At 69.9% G+C, this 13,537-nt stretch carries 16 protein-coding genes; 9 read left to right on the forward strand and 7 right to left on the reverse strand.

The genetic code is table 11. The features are described from left to right. Positions 1-184: 184 nt before the first annotated feature. Entirely contained in the window at positions 185-865 is a 681-nt protein-coding gene (locus ACTMMA_RS04345) for a transglycosylase family protein (protein ID WP_441188870.1), read from the forward strand. Positions 866-1,087: 222 nt separating this feature from the next. Here ACTMMA_RS04345 and ACTMMA_RS04350 read toward each other — a convergent pair whose 3' ends face one another. Further along, positions 1,088-1,615: a DUF3806 domain-containing protein gene (locus tag ACTMMA_RS04350; RefSeq protein WP_441188871.1), complete on the reverse strand. Its 528-nt coding sequence runs from the start codon at positions 1,613-1,615 to the stop codon at positions 1,088-1,090. Between the two features lie 123 nt (positions 1,616-1,738). On the opposite strand from ACTMMA_RS04350, the gene ACTMMA_RS04355 reads away from it, so the two are divergent. Next, positions 1,739-2,908: a M14 family zinc carboxypeptidase gene (locus ACTMMA_RS04355; protein ID WP_441188872.1), complete on the forward strand. Its 1,170-nt coding sequence runs from the start codon at positions 1,739-1,741 to the stop codon at positions 2,906-2,908. A gap of 76 nt (positions 2,909-2,984) precedes the next feature. Here ACTMMA_RS04355 and ACTMMA_RS04360 read toward each other — a convergent pair whose 3' ends face one another. Together ACTMMA_RS04360 and ACTMMA_RS04365 are read right to left on the reverse strand one after the other, a co-directional pair. Then, complete coding sequence (locus tag ACTMMA_RS04360; RefSeq protein WP_441188873.1) at positions 2,985-3,293, reverse strand: hypothetical protein; 309 nt, start codon at positions 3,291-3,293, stop codon at positions 2,985-2,987. 9 nt (positions 3,294-3,302) lie between these two features. Beyond that, positions 3,303-3,440: a hypothetical protein gene (locus ACTMMA_RS04365; protein ID WP_441188874.1), complete on the reverse strand. Its 138-nt coding sequence runs from the start codon at positions 3,438-3,440 to the stop codon at positions 3,303-3,305. Between the two features lie 240 nt (positions 3,441-3,680). Here ACTMMA_RS04365 and lplAB point away from each other — a divergent pair, with 240 nt between their 5' ends. Then, positions 3,681-4,730: a lipoate-protein ligase LplAB gene (lplAB, locus tag ACTMMA_RS04370; protein WP_441188875.1), complete on the forward strand. Its 1,050-nt coding sequence runs from the start codon at positions 3,681-3,683 to the stop codon at positions 4,728-4,730. Positions 4,731-4,928: 198 nt separating this feature from the next. On the opposite strand, the gene ACTMMA_RS04375 is transcribed toward lplAB, so the two are convergent. After that, positions 4,929-7,034, reverse strand: coding sequence for a copper-translocating P-type ATPase (locus tag ACTMMA_RS04375; RefSeq protein WP_441188876.1), 2,106 nt, complete (start codon positions 7,032-7,034; stop codon positions 4,929-4,931). 398 nt (positions 7,035-7,432) lie between these two features. Here ACTMMA_RS04375 and ACTMMA_RS04380 point away from each other — a divergent pair, with 398 nt between their 5' ends. Genes ACTMMA_RS04380 through ACTMMA_RS04395 form a run of 4 tightly spaced genes read left to right on the forward strand, consistent with a single transcriptional unit; the run spans position 7,433 to position 9,798 of the window. Continuing rightward, positions 7,433-7,813 (forward strand): YciI family protein, encoded by a 381-nt coding sequence (locus ACTMMA_RS04380; RefSeq protein WP_441188877.1) that lies wholly within the window; start codon positions 7,433-7,435, stop codon positions 7,811-7,813. After that, positions 7,810-8,154, forward strand: a complete 345-nt coding sequence (locus ACTMMA_RS04385) for a YciI family protein (RefSeq protein WP_441188878.1) — start codon at positions 7,810-7,812, stop codon at positions 8,152-8,154. The genes ACTMMA_RS04380 and ACTMMA_RS04385 overlap by 4 nt, the downstream gene beginning before the upstream one ends. Positions 8,155-8,159: 5 nt before the next feature. Continuing rightward, positions 8,160-8,513, forward strand: coding sequence for a YciI family protein (locus tag ACTMMA_RS04390; RefSeq protein ID WP_441188879.1), 354 nt, complete (start codon positions 8,160-8,162; stop codon positions 8,511-8,513). A gap of 4 nt (positions 8,514-8,517) precedes the next feature. After that, entirely contained in the window at positions 8,518-9,798 is a 1,281-nt protein-coding gene (locus ACTMMA_RS04395; RefSeq protein ID WP_441188880.1) for an RNA polymerase sigma factor, read from the forward strand. 3 nt (positions 9,799-9,801) lie between these two features. Here the strand turns inward: ACTMMA_RS04395 and ACTMMA_RS04400 are convergent, their stop codons facing one another. Next, entirely contained in the window at positions 9,802-10,107 is a 306-nt protein-coding gene (locus ACTMMA_RS04400; RefSeq protein ID WP_441188881.1) for a hypothetical protein, read from the reverse strand. A 554-nt stretch (positions 10,108-10,661) separates the two neighbouring features. Continuing rightward, positions 10,662-11,408: an SAM-dependent methyltransferase gene (locus ACTMMA_RS04405; protein ID WP_441188882.1), complete on the reverse strand. Its 747-nt coding sequence runs from the start codon at positions 11,406-11,408 to the stop codon at positions 10,662-10,664. 485 nt (positions 11,409-11,893) lie between these two features. Here ACTMMA_RS04405 and ACTMMA_RS04410 point away from each other — a divergent pair, with 485 nt between their 5' ends. Both ACTMMA_RS04410 and ACTMMA_RS04415 read left to right on the forward strand, forming a co-directional pair. After that, on the forward strand, positions 11,894-12,142 hold the full coding sequence (locus tag ACTMMA_RS04410) for a DUF6290 family protein (protein WP_441188883.1): 249 nt from the start codon (positions 11,894-11,896) through the stop codon (positions 12,140-12,142). Continuing rightward, complete coding sequence (locus ACTMMA_RS04415) at positions 12,139-12,381, forward strand: toxin (RefSeq protein WP_441188884.1); 243 nt, start codon at positions 12,139-12,141, stop codon at positions 12,379-12,381. The genes ACTMMA_RS04410 and ACTMMA_RS04415 overlap by 4 nt, the downstream gene beginning before the upstream one ends. On the opposite strand, the gene ACTMMA_RS04420 is transcribed toward ACTMMA_RS04415, so the two are convergent. After that, the gene (locus tag ACTMMA_RS04420; protein ID WP_441188885.1) at positions 12,336-13,244 is read right to left on the reverse strand and encodes an aminoglycoside phosphotransferase family protein; all 909 of its coding nucleotides are present in this window, start codon (positions 13,242-13,244) and stop codon (positions 12,336-12,338) included. The two genes, ACTMMA_RS04415 and ACTMMA_RS04420, sit on opposite strands and share 46 nt — an antisense overlap. Between the last annotated feature and the right edge of the window lie 293 nt (positions 13,245-13,537).

The following is a 13,537-nucleotide window of genomic DNA, read 5'->3' on the forward strand; positions in this document are numbered from 1 at the left end:
GGTCAGCGGGAAGTCTGGGCGGAGTCTGGGCGGGCCCTGACCGGATCGGGGCCTTTCTCCCAGGATCGGTGCTCACGGTGGAGGTCGACCGGTCTGCCCGCCAGGCCGGCTCCCCTGCAGGCGCCCGTCGACGTCCCTGCGTCACGGACGGCGTCCTGTCCCCTACCCCTACGAGGTAATCCACGTGAAGCACCGCACCCCTTCGTTCACCCGTCGCCTGACCACTTGGTCCGCCGCGAGCGCGCTCGCCGTCGGCACCGGTCTGGCCATGGCCCCGTCGGCCTCCGCCTCCGACGTGTGGGACCGCGTCGCGCAGTGCGAGTCGGGCGGCAACTGGAGCATCAACACCGGCAACGGCTACTACGGCGGTCTGCAGTTCTACCAGCCCACCTGGGAGGGTTACGGCGGCCTGGAGTACGCCCCGCGCGCCGACCTCGCCTCCCGTGAGCAGCAGATCGCGATCGCCCAGAACGTGCTGGCCTCCCAGGGCCCCGGCGCCTGGCCGGTGTGCTCGGTCCAGGCCGGTCTGACCGCCAGCAACGGTGGCGGGGGCTCGGCCCCGGCCCCGGTCGAGCAGCCGCAGCAGGCTCCGGTGCAGGAGCAGGCCAGCCGCGACACCCAGCGTCAGGCACCCGCCCAGCAGGCCGCGCCCCAGGCGCAGCAGGCCGCCCCGGCCGAGCAGCCGGCCCCGGCACAGGAGCGCATCTCCGCCCCGGCCGACGCCTGGGAGTACGTCATCGTGCCCGGCGACACCCTGGGCGAGCTGGCCCTCGAGCACGGCACCACGATCGACCGGCTCGTGGAGCTGAACTCCATCGAGAACCCGGACCTGATCTTCGCCGGCGACACGATGCTCATCGGCTGACCGACCGGCACGAGCACCGCATACCGAGCAAGGACCCTCTGCCCACGGGCAGGGGGTCCTTCTCTGCCCCTCGCCCCGGGTCGGGACGCAGGAGGCCTTCGGGGCAGGGCCATCGCAGGCCCCTACGGGTTTGCTCGCCCACAGCGAGCAAACCCGTAGGGGGCCGCGGCAGCCCTCTCACCTGCGCAGATGCGGGATCGGCTGCCGCCAGGTGGGCTGCGGCTACTCGGTGCGGAGCTTGACGAGGTGGCCGACCACCCGCGGGACCCAGCCGGTCTCGCGGCGCATCCACCGGACCGCGACGAGGTTGCCGGGCACGACAACGAAGTCGCCGGCCGCGACCGCCAGGTCGGTGCCGAAGACGTCGGTCACCATCTCCCAGGCGAGGTCGGTGTGGCGGTGAAGGTGCTCCCCGATCCCGATGGCGTAGCGGGCGACGATCTCGTCGTGGTCCTGCCCCTGGCTGCTGGTCCACGCGGCCAGCGCACGGTCCAGCCCGTCGGAGATGGAGCCGAGGTCGTCGACGTCCACCCCCTCGGCCTCCAGCGCCGCCAGACCGGCCTCGACGTGGGCGCGCTCGTCCTCGGTGAGGCGACGGCCCTCGGGCTTCAGCGGAAGCTCCTCCAACGGGGCGTCGCCCGGGTCGGGCAGCACCTTGACCCGCTCGGCGGCCCGTGCCTGCGCGCGTGCGTCGGCCGAGGTCCCCGCGCGCTCGCCCATCGCGTTCTTGAGCCGGTCGAACAGTCCCATGCCCGCCAGCGTAGTGCCGGCCCACGCGCAGGAGTTTGGTCACGGTTCAGTCAAGATCCTTGCGTTACCACGGGGTAGCGGATGGTCTGACCATCACCGAATCCGACCCCAAGGAGACTCCACATGCGACGTATGACACGAACCACCGCCGGACTGGCCAGCGCCGCCCTGCTCGCGGTCGCGATGGCGGGCATCCTTCCCGGAGCGGCCCAGGCCAAGCCGGTCAACTCCCACTGCGGACTCGAGCCCGGCGGCAACCGCGCCAGCTTCGTCGACCACGCCCAGCTGACGAAGAAGCTGGAGCAGATCGAGAGGACGACCAAGGGCACCGTCGACGTGGACGTCGCGGGATACAGCAACCAGGGCCGTGAGATCTACGAGGCCCGCGTCGGCACCGGCGACACGGTGATCCTCATCCAGTCCCAGATCCACGGCAACGAGAACCACGGCACCGAGGCGTTGCTCAACCTGCTCGGGCGACTCGGCGGCAACACCGCCGAGGCCCGCGAGATCCGCGAGAACGTCACGATCGTCGCGGTCCCCCGCCTCAACGTGGACGGCGGCGAGCACGACACCCGGCAGAACCACATGAGCTGGGACGAGGTCGTGGAGGACTTCCCGCAGCTCGAGGGCGTCGACCCGGCGTGGAACTACCGTGGCGCCGTCCCCGGCTTCGACGTCAACCGTGACTTCAACCCGGACCTCGACTACGTGCCCCAGCCCGAGGACTTCCCGGGCAACAGCGCGGACACCGGCTGGTACATCACGCCGGAGGCCCAGACGATGCGCGACGTCTACGCCGGGCTCGAGAGCGAGTTCGGGATCGTGGACTACTTCGTCGACCTGCACAACCAGTGGCCCTGCTACGCCCAGGAGGGCACCGGCAACATGTCGCCGCTGTCGATCTCGGCGAAGTTCATCGAGGACCCGACCGAGTTCGGCGACTGGCCCAACTTCGACTACGACGCCTCCCGACGGGCCAACGTGGCGGTGTACGACGCCCTCCAGGAGCGGGGCAACTCCGGCTTCGGGCACCTGACCCTCTACCCGCAGGACACCAACCTGCCCGGCACCGCGCTCGGCTCGTTCGCCCTGCGCGGCAGCGCCACGGTGCTCTTCGAGACGTCCAGCAACACGCAGTCGGACGGCCAGAAGGCCAACGGCAAGCTGATCAAGCAGGTCGAGACGGGCGTCATGGGGCTGATCACCGCGGTCGCTGACGGCAGCATCGACAGCCTCGACCCGGAGGACTACGAGGAGATCCCCGAGCGGGTCTACCTGCCCGCGGACTGAGCCCGGGGCGTGTGCGCCACACCGGGGCGATGCACGAGCTGAGCGAACTGGGGCTGTCCCCGGAGGCCAACGCCGCCTACGAGGCGTTGCTCCGGGGACAGCCCTTGCCCTGGAGGACGGGCCCGCCGCCGAGCTGGAGGCCGCCGGGCTGATCCATCGCGGGGGCCCGGATGAAGTCCATGTCGTAGGCGGTCTGCTCGGTGTTGATGAAGGGAGCCAGCGGGTCCTCCATGCAGCCGGGGACCCGGGCGGCGTCGTCCTCCCAGGTGGTGTGGTCCTCGTCCGGGACGTAGGAGCAGACCACGCCGTCGCTCTCGCCGACACCGCGGGGGTCGAAGCCGAAGAAGTCGTAGTGCTCGGCCAGCTCGGGCGACATCATCGCCATGCCCGGGCCTCAGATGACACCCTCGCCGCCGGGGCCGCCCGGGTTGACCAGGGCCATGCCCTTGCGGTCCTCACCGGCGGTCTCCGTCTTGGAGACGCGGATGGTGATGGTGTTGCCGTCGGTCGGGTTGTTCCAGTCGCGCGGCACCTCGACGTCGGCGCAGGCGGTCCCGGTCAGGATCAGAGCCGGCGCGCCCGGTCTTCATGCTGGACATCGGTGTCTCTTTCACTGCCACCCAACCCCTCTGGCGGGCGGCCTGCCGTCCACCGTCCCCGCTACCGGTGGCCGGATCAAGGCTTTCCGCTGGCGGGCACCTGCCGTGGCGGAGAACTGCCACCACCGCACCACGTGCGGAACACCGTGCGACCCCGCCCTGTTGTCGCCCACATGAGAGGCGAGTACAAGGTCCCCGGCGGCAAGCTCGTGCAGGTCGAGCTCGAGACCGACGAGGGGAGGATCAGCGAGGCCTTCGTCTCGGGCGACTTCTTCCTCGAGCCGGACGAGGCCCTGGAGGACATCAACGCGGCCCTGGTGGGACTGCATACCGAAGCCAAGGTCGAGGACATCGCCGCCTCGATCGCCCAGCGGATCCCGGACGAGGCCCAGATGATCGGCTTCTCCCCCGAGGCGGTCGGCATCGCGGTGCGCCGGGCGCTGGGGCACGCCTCCAGCTGGGAGGACCACACCTTCGACCTGATCCCGCCGGTGACGATGGACCCGCGGATGCACGTCGCGCTGGACGAGGTCCTCGCCGGTCGGGTCGCGCGCGGTGAGATCGGGCCCAGCCTGCGCTTCTGGGACTGGGACCGCGGCCTGGTCGTGATCGGCAGCTTCCAGTCCTACAAGAACGAGATCGACGACGAGGGCCGCGAGCGCCACGGCATCGACGTCGTGCGCCGCATCACCGGCGGTGGCGCGATGTTCATGGAGCCGGGCAACTGCATCACCTACTCCCTCATCGTCCCGGCGTCGCTGGTGGAGGGGCTGAGCTTCCAGCGGTCCTACGAGTTCCTCGACGACTGGGTGATGGGCGCGCTGGCCGAGCTGGGGATCAGGGCGCGCTACGTCCCGATCAACGACATCGCCTCCGACAAGGGGAAGATCGCCGGCGCCGCGCAGCGTCGGCTCGCCGGTGGCGTGGTGCTGCACCACGTGACGATGGCCTACGACATTGACGCCGACAAGATGCTCGAGGTGCTGCGGATCGGCCGCGAGAAGATGTCGGACAAGGGCACCAAGTCGGCCAACAAGCGCGTCGACCCCATGCGTTCGCAGTCCGGGCTCCCGCGCGCCGAGATCATCGATGCCTTCATGAAGCACTTCGAGTCCCGGTATGCGGTCTCTCGCCGCGACTACACCGACGCCGAGCTCGCGGACGCGGCCGAGCTCGTCGAGACGAAGTTCTCCACGGAGGAGTGGACGCACCGCATCCCCTGACCCGCCCCTCCCCGACCAGGAGCGGCCAGCGGTTGACCGGCGACACGGTCTGCCCTCGTCCGGCGACACACTCTGGCCCCTACGGGTTTGCTACCTGTGGGCGAGCAAACCCGTAGGGGTCTCAGAGGTGGTCTCGGCCGCCGACGAGGCTGCGCCTTCCACCCTCCGCCTTCCGGCTTCCGGCTTCCGGCTTCCGGCTCAGCCTGCCGACTCCCGCAGTGCGGCCGCGCTGGCCTCGGGAGAGAGGTCGAGGCGGCGCAGGAGCTGGGCGTTGAGGGCGACGACCACGGTCGAGGCCGACATCAGCAGCGCACCGATCGCCATCGGCATGACGAACCCGATCGGGGCCAGCACGCCCGCCGCGAGCGGGACCGCCACGAGGTTGTAGCCGGCCGCCCACCACAGGTTCTGCTTCATCTTGCGATAGGCCGCCCGGGACAGCTGGATCACGGAGAGCACCGAGCGCGGGTCGTCGCTGGCCAGAACCACGCCGGCCGAGCCGATGGCCACGTCGGTGCCGGCACCGATCGCGATGCCGACGTCGGCCTGCGCCAGCGCGGGAGCGTCGTTGACGCCGTCGCCGACCATGGCAACCACCCGACCCTGGTCCTGGAGCTCCTTGACCTTGTCTGCCTTGTGCTCGGGCCGGACTCCGGCGAACACCTCGTCGATGCCAAGGTCTTGAGCGACCGCCTTGGCCACGGGCTCGGCGTCACCGGTGATCATCACGACCGAGATCCCGAGCGAACGCAGCGTCTCGACCGCCTCGCGCGACTCCTCGCGCACCTTGTCGGCCACGGCCAGGGCGCCGATCACGGACCCGTCGCGGACCACGTGCAGCACCGTCGAGCCCTCGCCACCCCAGTCTGAGCTGCCCTCGAGGGGTTGGAGGCCTTCCTCCTCGAGCAGGTAGGGCCCACCCACCCGCACCGTCATCCCGTCGACGGTGCCGGTGACACCGACCGCGGGAGCGGCGGAGAAGGCGCTGACGCCGGGCAGGTCGAGGCCACGCTGCTGCGCGGCGGTCACGATGGCGCGGGCGAGCGGGTGCTCGCTGTCGGACTCGACGGCGGCCGCGAGCGCGAGCAGCTCGTCCTCGGAGACGCCCTCGACGGGCAGGATCTCGCCGACGGCCGGGGCGCCCTCGGTCAGGGTGCCGGTCTTGTCGAAAAGGACCGTGTCGACCAGGCGGGTGCGCTCCAGGGCCAGGCGGTCCTTGATGAGCACCCCGCCCTTGGCCGCCCGCTCGGTCGTGATGGACACCACCAGCGGGATCGCCAGGCCCAGCGCGTGGGGGCAGGCGATGACCAGGACGGTGATGACCCTGACCAGCGCGGTCTGGGGCGTGTCGATCATCAGCCACACGACGGCGGCGATCACGGCCGCACCGAGGGCGAACCAGAACAGCCACCGCGCCGCCTTGTCCGCCAGGCGCTGGGCGCGGGAGGACGAGCTCTGTGCGTCGGAGACGAGCCGCTGGATGCCGGCGAGCGCGGTGTCCTCGCCGACCGCGGTGATCCGCACGCGCAGGGCGGAGTCGGTCGCGACCGTGCCTGCGACGACCTGGTCGCCCACCCCGCGCCGCACGGTCGTCGACTCGCCGGTGATCATCGACTCGTCCAGCGCCGCCTCACCGTCGACGATCTCGCCGTCGGCGGGGACGCGGGCCCCGGGGCGGACCACGACGACGTCATCGACCTGCAGGTCGGCGGGCGACACGGTGACGGTGCGGCTCCCCTCGACCTTCTCGGTCTCGTCGGGCAGCAGGGCCGCCAGGGAGTCGAGCGCCGAGGACGTCTGCGCCAGGGAACGCATCTCGATCCAGTGCCCCAGCAGCATGATCACGATCAGCAGCGCCAGCTCCCACCAGAACTCCAGGTCGTGCGGCAGCAGGCCAAGGCTAGAGGCGAGGGAGGAGACGAAGGCGACGGTGATCGCCATACCGATCAGCAGCATCATCCCGGGGCGACGCGACCTCAGCTCATCGACCGCGCCGGTGAGGAAGGGGCGCCCACCCCAGACGAACATGATCGTGCCGAGGACCGGCGCGACCCATCTGATGCCGGGCACGTCGGGCAGCTCGTAGCCCAGAAGGCCGGCGAACATGCCGCTGGTCAGGACGGTCGGCACCGCCAGTGCGAGCATGATCCAGAAGAGGCGGCGGAAGATCGCGACGTGACCCTCATGGCCACCGTGCCCGCCGTGACTTCCGTGCCCGCCGTGACTTCCGTCATGGTCCTCATGGCCTTCCGCATGTCCGTGGTGGTGGTCGTGCTCGACGTCGTGGTGGCCGTCGTGGGCCATTGCTCACTCCTCGGTGTCGGAATGCTCTGACCCAAGCGTCAACGCCATACCCCTGGGGGGTATTCCTCGCGCCTCCATCCCGTCGCCGAGGACGCCCCTGCGCAGGACAAGCTCCTCGCGCTGAACGGGCGCGACCCTGCCTGGTCGGCCTGAGCGCTCCCCTCGCCACAGTCTGAGCGCTCCCCTCGACGCGGGCTGAGCGCCGCGCTCGGCACGGCCTGGGTGGCGCCCCCGGCCTGGGCTTCGTAGCTCCCTACGGGTTTGCTCGCTGTGGGCGAGCAAACCCGTAGGGAGCAGACCGTGTCGCCGGTCGGGGTGGGGGTTGTCGAATCTGCGGTGCTTCGTTCGTCATGGTGGTGAGGTCGCGCCCGCGGCCCGCAGAGGAGAGGATCCAGATCATGACGGAGTACATGGTGGTCATCGTGGGTGACAGCAACCGCTGGTGGTCCACGATGAGCCGGCAGGAGCGTATCGATGGCTACTCGGAGTACACGCGATTCGGGGAGGAGGTCACCCGGCGGGGACACCAGGTCACCGGGGGCGCCGAGCTGCACCCGACCATGGAGGCACGGACTGTCCGGCCCGGTGGCGAGACGGTCACCGACGGGCCTTTCGCCGAGACGGTCGAGCACGTGCTCGGCTTCTATCTCGTCCGGACCGACGACCTGGACGACCTGACCGACTGCTGCCGGATCATCGCGTCGCTCGGTGACGGCGTCGAGATCCGTCGCGTGGTCACCCCTGAGGACCGTGCCGCATCTACGGGAGAGGCGTCATGAAGCACGTGGTCCTGCTGCTGTCCATGGGCGAGATGCCGCCGTGGGAGGAGCTCTCCGAGGAGGAGCAGACCGGGCACATGCAGCGCCACGACGACTTCGGCCAGGCCTGCCGCGAGCGCGAAGGCGTCCAGATCCTGGCGGGTGAGGCCCTCGACGGCACCCCGACGGTCGTGCGCGTCCGAGGTGGCGAACGGCTGGTCACCGACGGGCCCTACGCGGAAGCTGTCGAGCAGCTGGGCGGCTTCTATCTCGTCGAGACGCCGGATCTGGAGACCCTGCTGGAGCTGGTCGAGCTCCTGCCGCCCTACGACATCCAGCTCAGCCCCGTCGGGGAGGAGTGAGCGGCATGCGGCGCTATCTCATCCTCATCGCCTACCCGGCCTCGCCGCAGGCCTGGGAGTCCTTCTCCGCAGAGGAGCAGGCCGCCTTCTTCGAGCAGCACGCGGCCTTCTCCGCCTACGTCGGGGAGCACGGCCGTGAGATCGCCTCCGGCGCGCTGGCCGACACCGACACGGCGACCACCGTGCGTCACGTCGACGGCCAGGTGGTGGTCACCGACGGCCCCTTCGCCGAGACCGCGGAGATGATCGGGGGCTTCTACGAGGTCGAGCTGCCCGACCTCGACACCGCCATCGCAGCGGTGCAGCTGCTACCGAAGGGCTACACCCTCGAGATCCGGCCCATCGTGGCCGTGTCCTGACCGCATGCCCTCCCTGACCGACGGGCCGGTCGAGGGGAGCCTCGACCCGGGCAAAGCCCTGGGGCGCGTCGTGCGCGAGGAGTGGGGACGCCTGGTCGCCCTGCTCCTCGCGCGCTACCGCCGGCTGGACCTGGTCGAGGACGCGCTCGGTGACGCCGTCGAGACTGCCGCCCGCACCTGGCCGGACAAGGGCGTGCCGGACAACCCTGCCGCCTGGCTGCACACGACCGCGAGCCGGCGCGTCCTGGACCGCTTGCGTTCGGAGGCGATGCACCAGCGCCGAGAACCGCTGCTGGTCGCCGAGGCCGAGCGCACCCACGAAGGAGCCGCGGCCATGGCCGACCCGGGCGGGCTCATCGAGGACGAAGTCCTGCGCCTGGTGCTCATGTGCACCCACCCGGCGCTGCCCCCGGAGTCGGCCAGCGCCCTGGCGCTGCGTCTGGTCCTGGGGGTCAGCACGCACGACGTGGCCCGGCTCTTCCTGGTCAGCGAGACGACGATGGCCGCGCGGATCACGCGGGCCAAGAAGAAGATCGTGGGCGCGGGCATCCCGTTCGCGGTGCCCGGCGCGGACGTGCTCCCCGACCGGCTCGACACGGTGGCGCGCACCGCATACCTGGCCTTCACCGCCGGCTATGCGCCGGGCAGCGGCCCCGACCTGCTGCGCGCGGACCTGGCCGGGGAGGCGATCCGGTTGGTGCGGATCGTGCTGGCGCTGCGGCCGGGCGAGCCTGTCCTCACCGCGCTGCTGGCGCTCATGCTGCTCCAGCACTCGCGGCGGGACGCGCGGGTCGGAGGCTCCGGCGAGCTCGTGCTGCTGGCCGACCAGGACCGGTCGCTGTGGCGCAAGGACGAGATCGAGGAGGCGGGGGAGCTGCTGCGGTCGCTGGCGGGCGCGCGTGAGATGTCGCTGCCGGCCGCGGTCTACCTGCTCCAGGCGCAGATCGCGGCCGAGCATGCCCTGCCCGCGACGGCGCGGGAGACGAGGTGGGACCGGGTCGTGGGGCTCTACGACCAGCTCCTGCGCCTCTCCCCCTCACCCGCGGCGCAGCTGGCCCGGGCCGTCGCGGTCGCCGAGGCGTCCGGCCCGGGGGCGGGGCTGGCCGCGCTCGAGGGCCTCGACCTGCCGGGCAGCCACCGCCTCCCCGCGGTCCGTGCCGAGCTGCTCCTGCGGGACGGGCAGGAGGAGGCGGCGAGAGCCGCATACCGTGAGGCGATCCGGTTGTGCCGCAACGAGACCGAGCTCGAGCACCTGCACCAGCGACTGGCCGGCCTCGACCGGTGAGGATCAGTCCTGCGGCGCGGACCCGAGCTCGTCGTCGAGGACGTCCTGCCAATCCTGGCCGCTGAGGTCGAAGGGCGTGCCCCGGGTGAGCATCAGCGCGTCCCGCCAGTCGGTGTCGGCCAGCGCGAGACCGTCGCGCAGCCGCCATGCCGAGGACGGCGATGCCCCGCGCGATGCCGAGGCCCAGGAGGCGTCCGGCGCGCGGGGCCCGGGGGCCGCGGCGGGTTGCGGAGCGACCTCACGCGTCGGGGCGATAGGGGTGATGGTCGGCGCCGGCGATGTCGTCGGGTGCTGGTCGATCAGGGTCACGACTGGTGTATGTCGTGTCGAGACTGATTCGTTCACCTCACCTGATCCGGTGCTCGGGTCGGGCGGATGGCGCCGCGCCGGTTGTGCCGGGGCCGTCTCGGGAGCGCTGCGGGAGGGGCCAGTGGGCCCCTACGGGTTTGCTCGCTGTCAGCGAGCAAACCCGTAGGGCGCGAGGGGCGGGTGTCCGGAGCCGGCGGAAGGCCGGGGGTGGAATGGCCGTGACGTCGGGTGGGACGGTGTGTGCTCCAGCTGTCAGCCGGGACCGACTTTGAGACTTGGCGCACTCCATGGGCTGATTCTGCGACGGGCTCCCCTGCGGAATATGCGACAGAGCGTCCGCAGACAGTCGCCAGCCGACGGGGCCTTCCGCCCCGAGGGCGGGGCCACGGCCTCCCGGGACGAGCACGGTCGTGACAGAAGGAATCCGCCGAGACGCGGGAGCCGAGGCTGCCCGCATGGAGGGGCGAGACATCGCAACTTCGCCGATGGGCGAGCTGGTTGGAATGACTGAGCGGGGCCCGGTCGAAACTGGGCCCCGCTCAGCCCCGGTCGTGTTACCGCTTCATGAATGCGAACGCGCCCCAGCCGAGGTAGCGGCGCTGGTAGCGGACGTACTGTCCCGCCGCGGTATCGAGTTCGGCCCTCAGCTCGGGCACCATCTCGTCCTCAGGGTGGGCGTCGATGAATCGGCGGATGTTGAACCACTGGGCTGCGACGTAGCGATCCCAGGAGTGCTCGTCCGCATGGACCATCTCGACCAGGTCCCAACCCGCGTGCTGGACAGCCTCGATGAGTCCCCACAGCGTCGGAAAGTCCTCGACAGACTGCGCGAAGCTGCCCCTGATGGCTTCCGGGATGGTGGGGACCTCCCGCCAGTAGCAGTCGCCGATGAGGGCGATGCCTCCCGGTTTGAGCGAGCGTGCGAGCAGTTCCAGGGTGCCGATCGGGCCGCCGCCAATCCAGGTGGCACCCATGCAGGACACCACATCGACGGGCTCGTCGCTGACGTATCCCGTCGCGTCGGCCTCGATAAAGGTGACCTGGTGGGCGACGCCGAGCTGTGCTGCCCGCGCGACGGCCGCCGCGACGAAGGGCGGGTTGATGTCCACCCCGGTGCCCGTGATCTCGTGGGCTCGGGCCCACTGACACAGGGTCTCGCCCTTGCCGCAGGCCAGGTCGAGCATGCTCATGTCCGGCCGGAGGCCCAGGGCGTTGCCGAGGTCGGCGACCTTGGCGGGCGTGAACGGGTCGAGGATGCGGTGGCTCGACTCGGCGATGGTGAAGCGTCGTGGAATGGCCACGATGAGAGTCCTTACATAAGGGTCCTTCTACGATTGATGGGCAGCCTGCCGGCAGCAGCCGACGTGCATCGGACCGTCACAAAATCACCTCATGGCTCGGAAGGTATGCCCAATCTAGAGGGCACGCGACCACAGCACCACCGACAAATTCGTAAGCATCCAAGCGCTCCTCCGCTGGGGCGGCCTCAACATCCTGGACTGCCGCGTGGAGGACGGCTACGTTCGTCCGACATTGCCGCGTCGTGCGCATGCCGGAGGACGCCGCACCGAGGCCACGATCTATCAGCCGCGCGGCGGCAGTCCCAAATCCTTCGCTGACACTGTCAACGGTGATGGATTGTTAGACAGGACTCCCGTCTCACACCGATTCTGAGACGGGTTCCGCTGAGGAACTTGAGACGGCGGCATTTTGGCAGCCACGACGATCCAGCCATGCGCGCATCGGACGCCTATCGCGAGACAGGGTTTCGTCATACGATAAAAGCATGACGATGGAAGATGGTGTGACGGAGGAGCAGATCCAGCAGTGGGCCGATGAGGCCGAGGCGGGCTACGACGTCGAGCAGTTGAAGCGACGGGGTCGCGGCCGTCCTGGCCGGGGGGCTGAGCCGATGCAGGTCATTGCTGTGCGCCTCACGGCTGAGGAGATCGCCGCCTTGGATGCCTACGCGGCACGGGAGAACGTGTCCAGGTCAGAGGCGATCCGTCGGGCGCTGGCCGGCCACGCCGCGTGAAAGTCCACTCCAGCGCGCTCAAACACGGCGTGGTGGCCGAAGACGCGACTCAGGCAGCCGACCTGCCGCTGTGGATCGAGCCCCTGGAAGAGGAGGAGTGGCCGCACCGGGAACTCCGGCTCGGCTTCGACACCCAAGCACGCCTCTTGGAGACCGTGGTCCTGATCTTCCGCAGCGGCAACGAGATGGTGATTCACGCCATGCCGGCTCGCAGGCAGTTCTGGGACCTGTTGCCCTGACAGTCGGCGCCGCGCCTGCTCAACGGAGTTGGACCCCCACTTCTGCTGCGACGGCTTCCACCAAAGTCGAGAGTCGCTCGGTCCTCACCGGCATTGAGCCCCGGATAGTTGGCCAGCGTGAGCAGACCCGGGCCGACGAAGGACCAGGTTCGCGCGCGGATCCACGTTTCCTCATCCACATCCGCAACCTTTCGGAACTGCTCGCGCGGTGGTGCATCCAGCATGCTCCAGGCATAGAGGAAGTCGATGGAGCGGTCACCCACTCCCATGCCCCCGAAGTCGATCACCCCGGCCAGACTCCCGTCGGAGCGAACCAAGACGTTCTCCGCGGACACGTCGCAGTGGACGAGGCAGGGCGGCTCCGTCGCGGGCGGGACGTCACGCAGGAGCCGCCACGCCTCGCGAACAGCCCGCTCATCGAAGAGGTCGGCAAGCTCTGCAGCAGCGCGGTCGGCCCACCCGTCGATCGTGTCCGTCACCGGTTCGCCGCACCGGTAGCCCCAGTCCGCCGAACCGGCCGAGGCTCCGTCGGTGTCGATCGCATGCAAGGTGCGCAGGAAACCTCCGAGGGTCACGGCGAGCCGAGCCTGCTGTGCGGCGTCAAGTGTGCCAGGCAGATCACCAGCGACCCACGAAACAATGGTCCAGGGGTGCGGGAACTCAGAGGGGTCGCCGACAGCCACGACTCTCGGCACCGGAGCAGGCAGCTTGTCCGCGATGTGGGGTAGCCAGCGCACCTCATTGAGAAGGTCAGGGACGTAGCCGTCGGTCCGAGGCAGGCGAACGGCAAGTTCATCACCGAGGCGGAAGACCCAGTTGCTGCTGCCGGACGTCGAGATCTCACGAACCGCCAGATGGGCCAAGTGGGGCGCCTGTCGACGCAGGAGTCGCTTGACGATCTCGGGTCCAGGTGCGAGCTCGGACGATTCGTCACCGTCGGCGGTTGGAGTCACAACTCCCATGATGTCCACTTCCGTGGTCCGCACGACTGGGTTTCACGCACCCCGACGCACCACCCTCGGCAACGCCGGCCGGGACCTTGCGATCGAGATCGGAGCGACCGCAATCAACCGACAGATGGGGATGTGACCGGACGAGCCGTCTCAAACTCCGCAGCTGACGTCTCAAGATCCGCCGCTGGAGTGGCGATCTGTCT

Origin of the sequence: Ornithinimicrobium panacihumi (genome assembly GCF_052073805.1) — a bacterium.
GTDB classification, from domain to species: domain Bacteria; phylum Actinomycetota; class Actinomycetes; order Actinomycetales; family Dermatophilaceae; genus Ornithinicoccus; species Ornithinicoccus panacihumi.

Coding starts and splice junctions, on each gene's coding strand:
- ACTMMA_RS04350 (WP_441188871.1), bottom strand. CDS start 1,615: ATGGGACTGTTCGACCGGCTCAAGAACGCGATGGGCGAGCGCGCGGGG.
- ACTMMA_RS04410 (WP_441188883.1), top strand. CDS start 11,894: ATGACGATGGAAGATGGTGTGACGGAGGAGCAGATCCAGCAGTGGGCC.
- ACTMMA_RS04375 (WP_441188876.1), bottom strand. CDS start 7,034: ATGGCCCACGACGGCCACCACGACGTCGAGCACGACCACCACCACGGA.
- ACTMMA_RS04360 (WP_441188873.1), bottom strand. CDS start 3,293: ATGGCGATGATGTCGCCCGAGCTGGCCGAGCACTACGACTTCTTCGGC.
- lplAB (WP_441188875.1), top strand. CDS start 3,681: ATGAGAGGCGAGTACAAGGTCCCCGGCGGCAAGCTCGTGCAGGTCGAG.
- ACTMMA_RS04390 (WP_441188879.1), top strand. CDS start 8,160: ATGCGGCGCTATCTCATCCTCATCGCCTACCCGGCCTCGCCGCAGGCC.
- ACTMMA_RS04395 (WP_441188880.1), top strand. CDS start 8,518: ATGCCCTCCCTGACCGACGGGCCGGTCGAGGGGAGCCTCGACCCGGGC.
- ACTMMA_RS04355 (WP_441188872.1), top strand. CDS start 1,739: ATGCGACGTATGACACGAACCACCGCCGGACTGGCCAGCGCCGCCCTG.
- ACTMMA_RS04385 (WP_441188878.1), top strand. CDS start 7,810: ATGAAGCACGTGGTCCTGCTGCTGTCCATGGGCGAGATGCCGCCGTGG.
- ACTMMA_RS04380 (WP_441188877.1), top strand. CDS start 7,433: ATGACGGAGTACATGGTGGTCATCGTGGGTGACAGCAACCGCTGGTGG.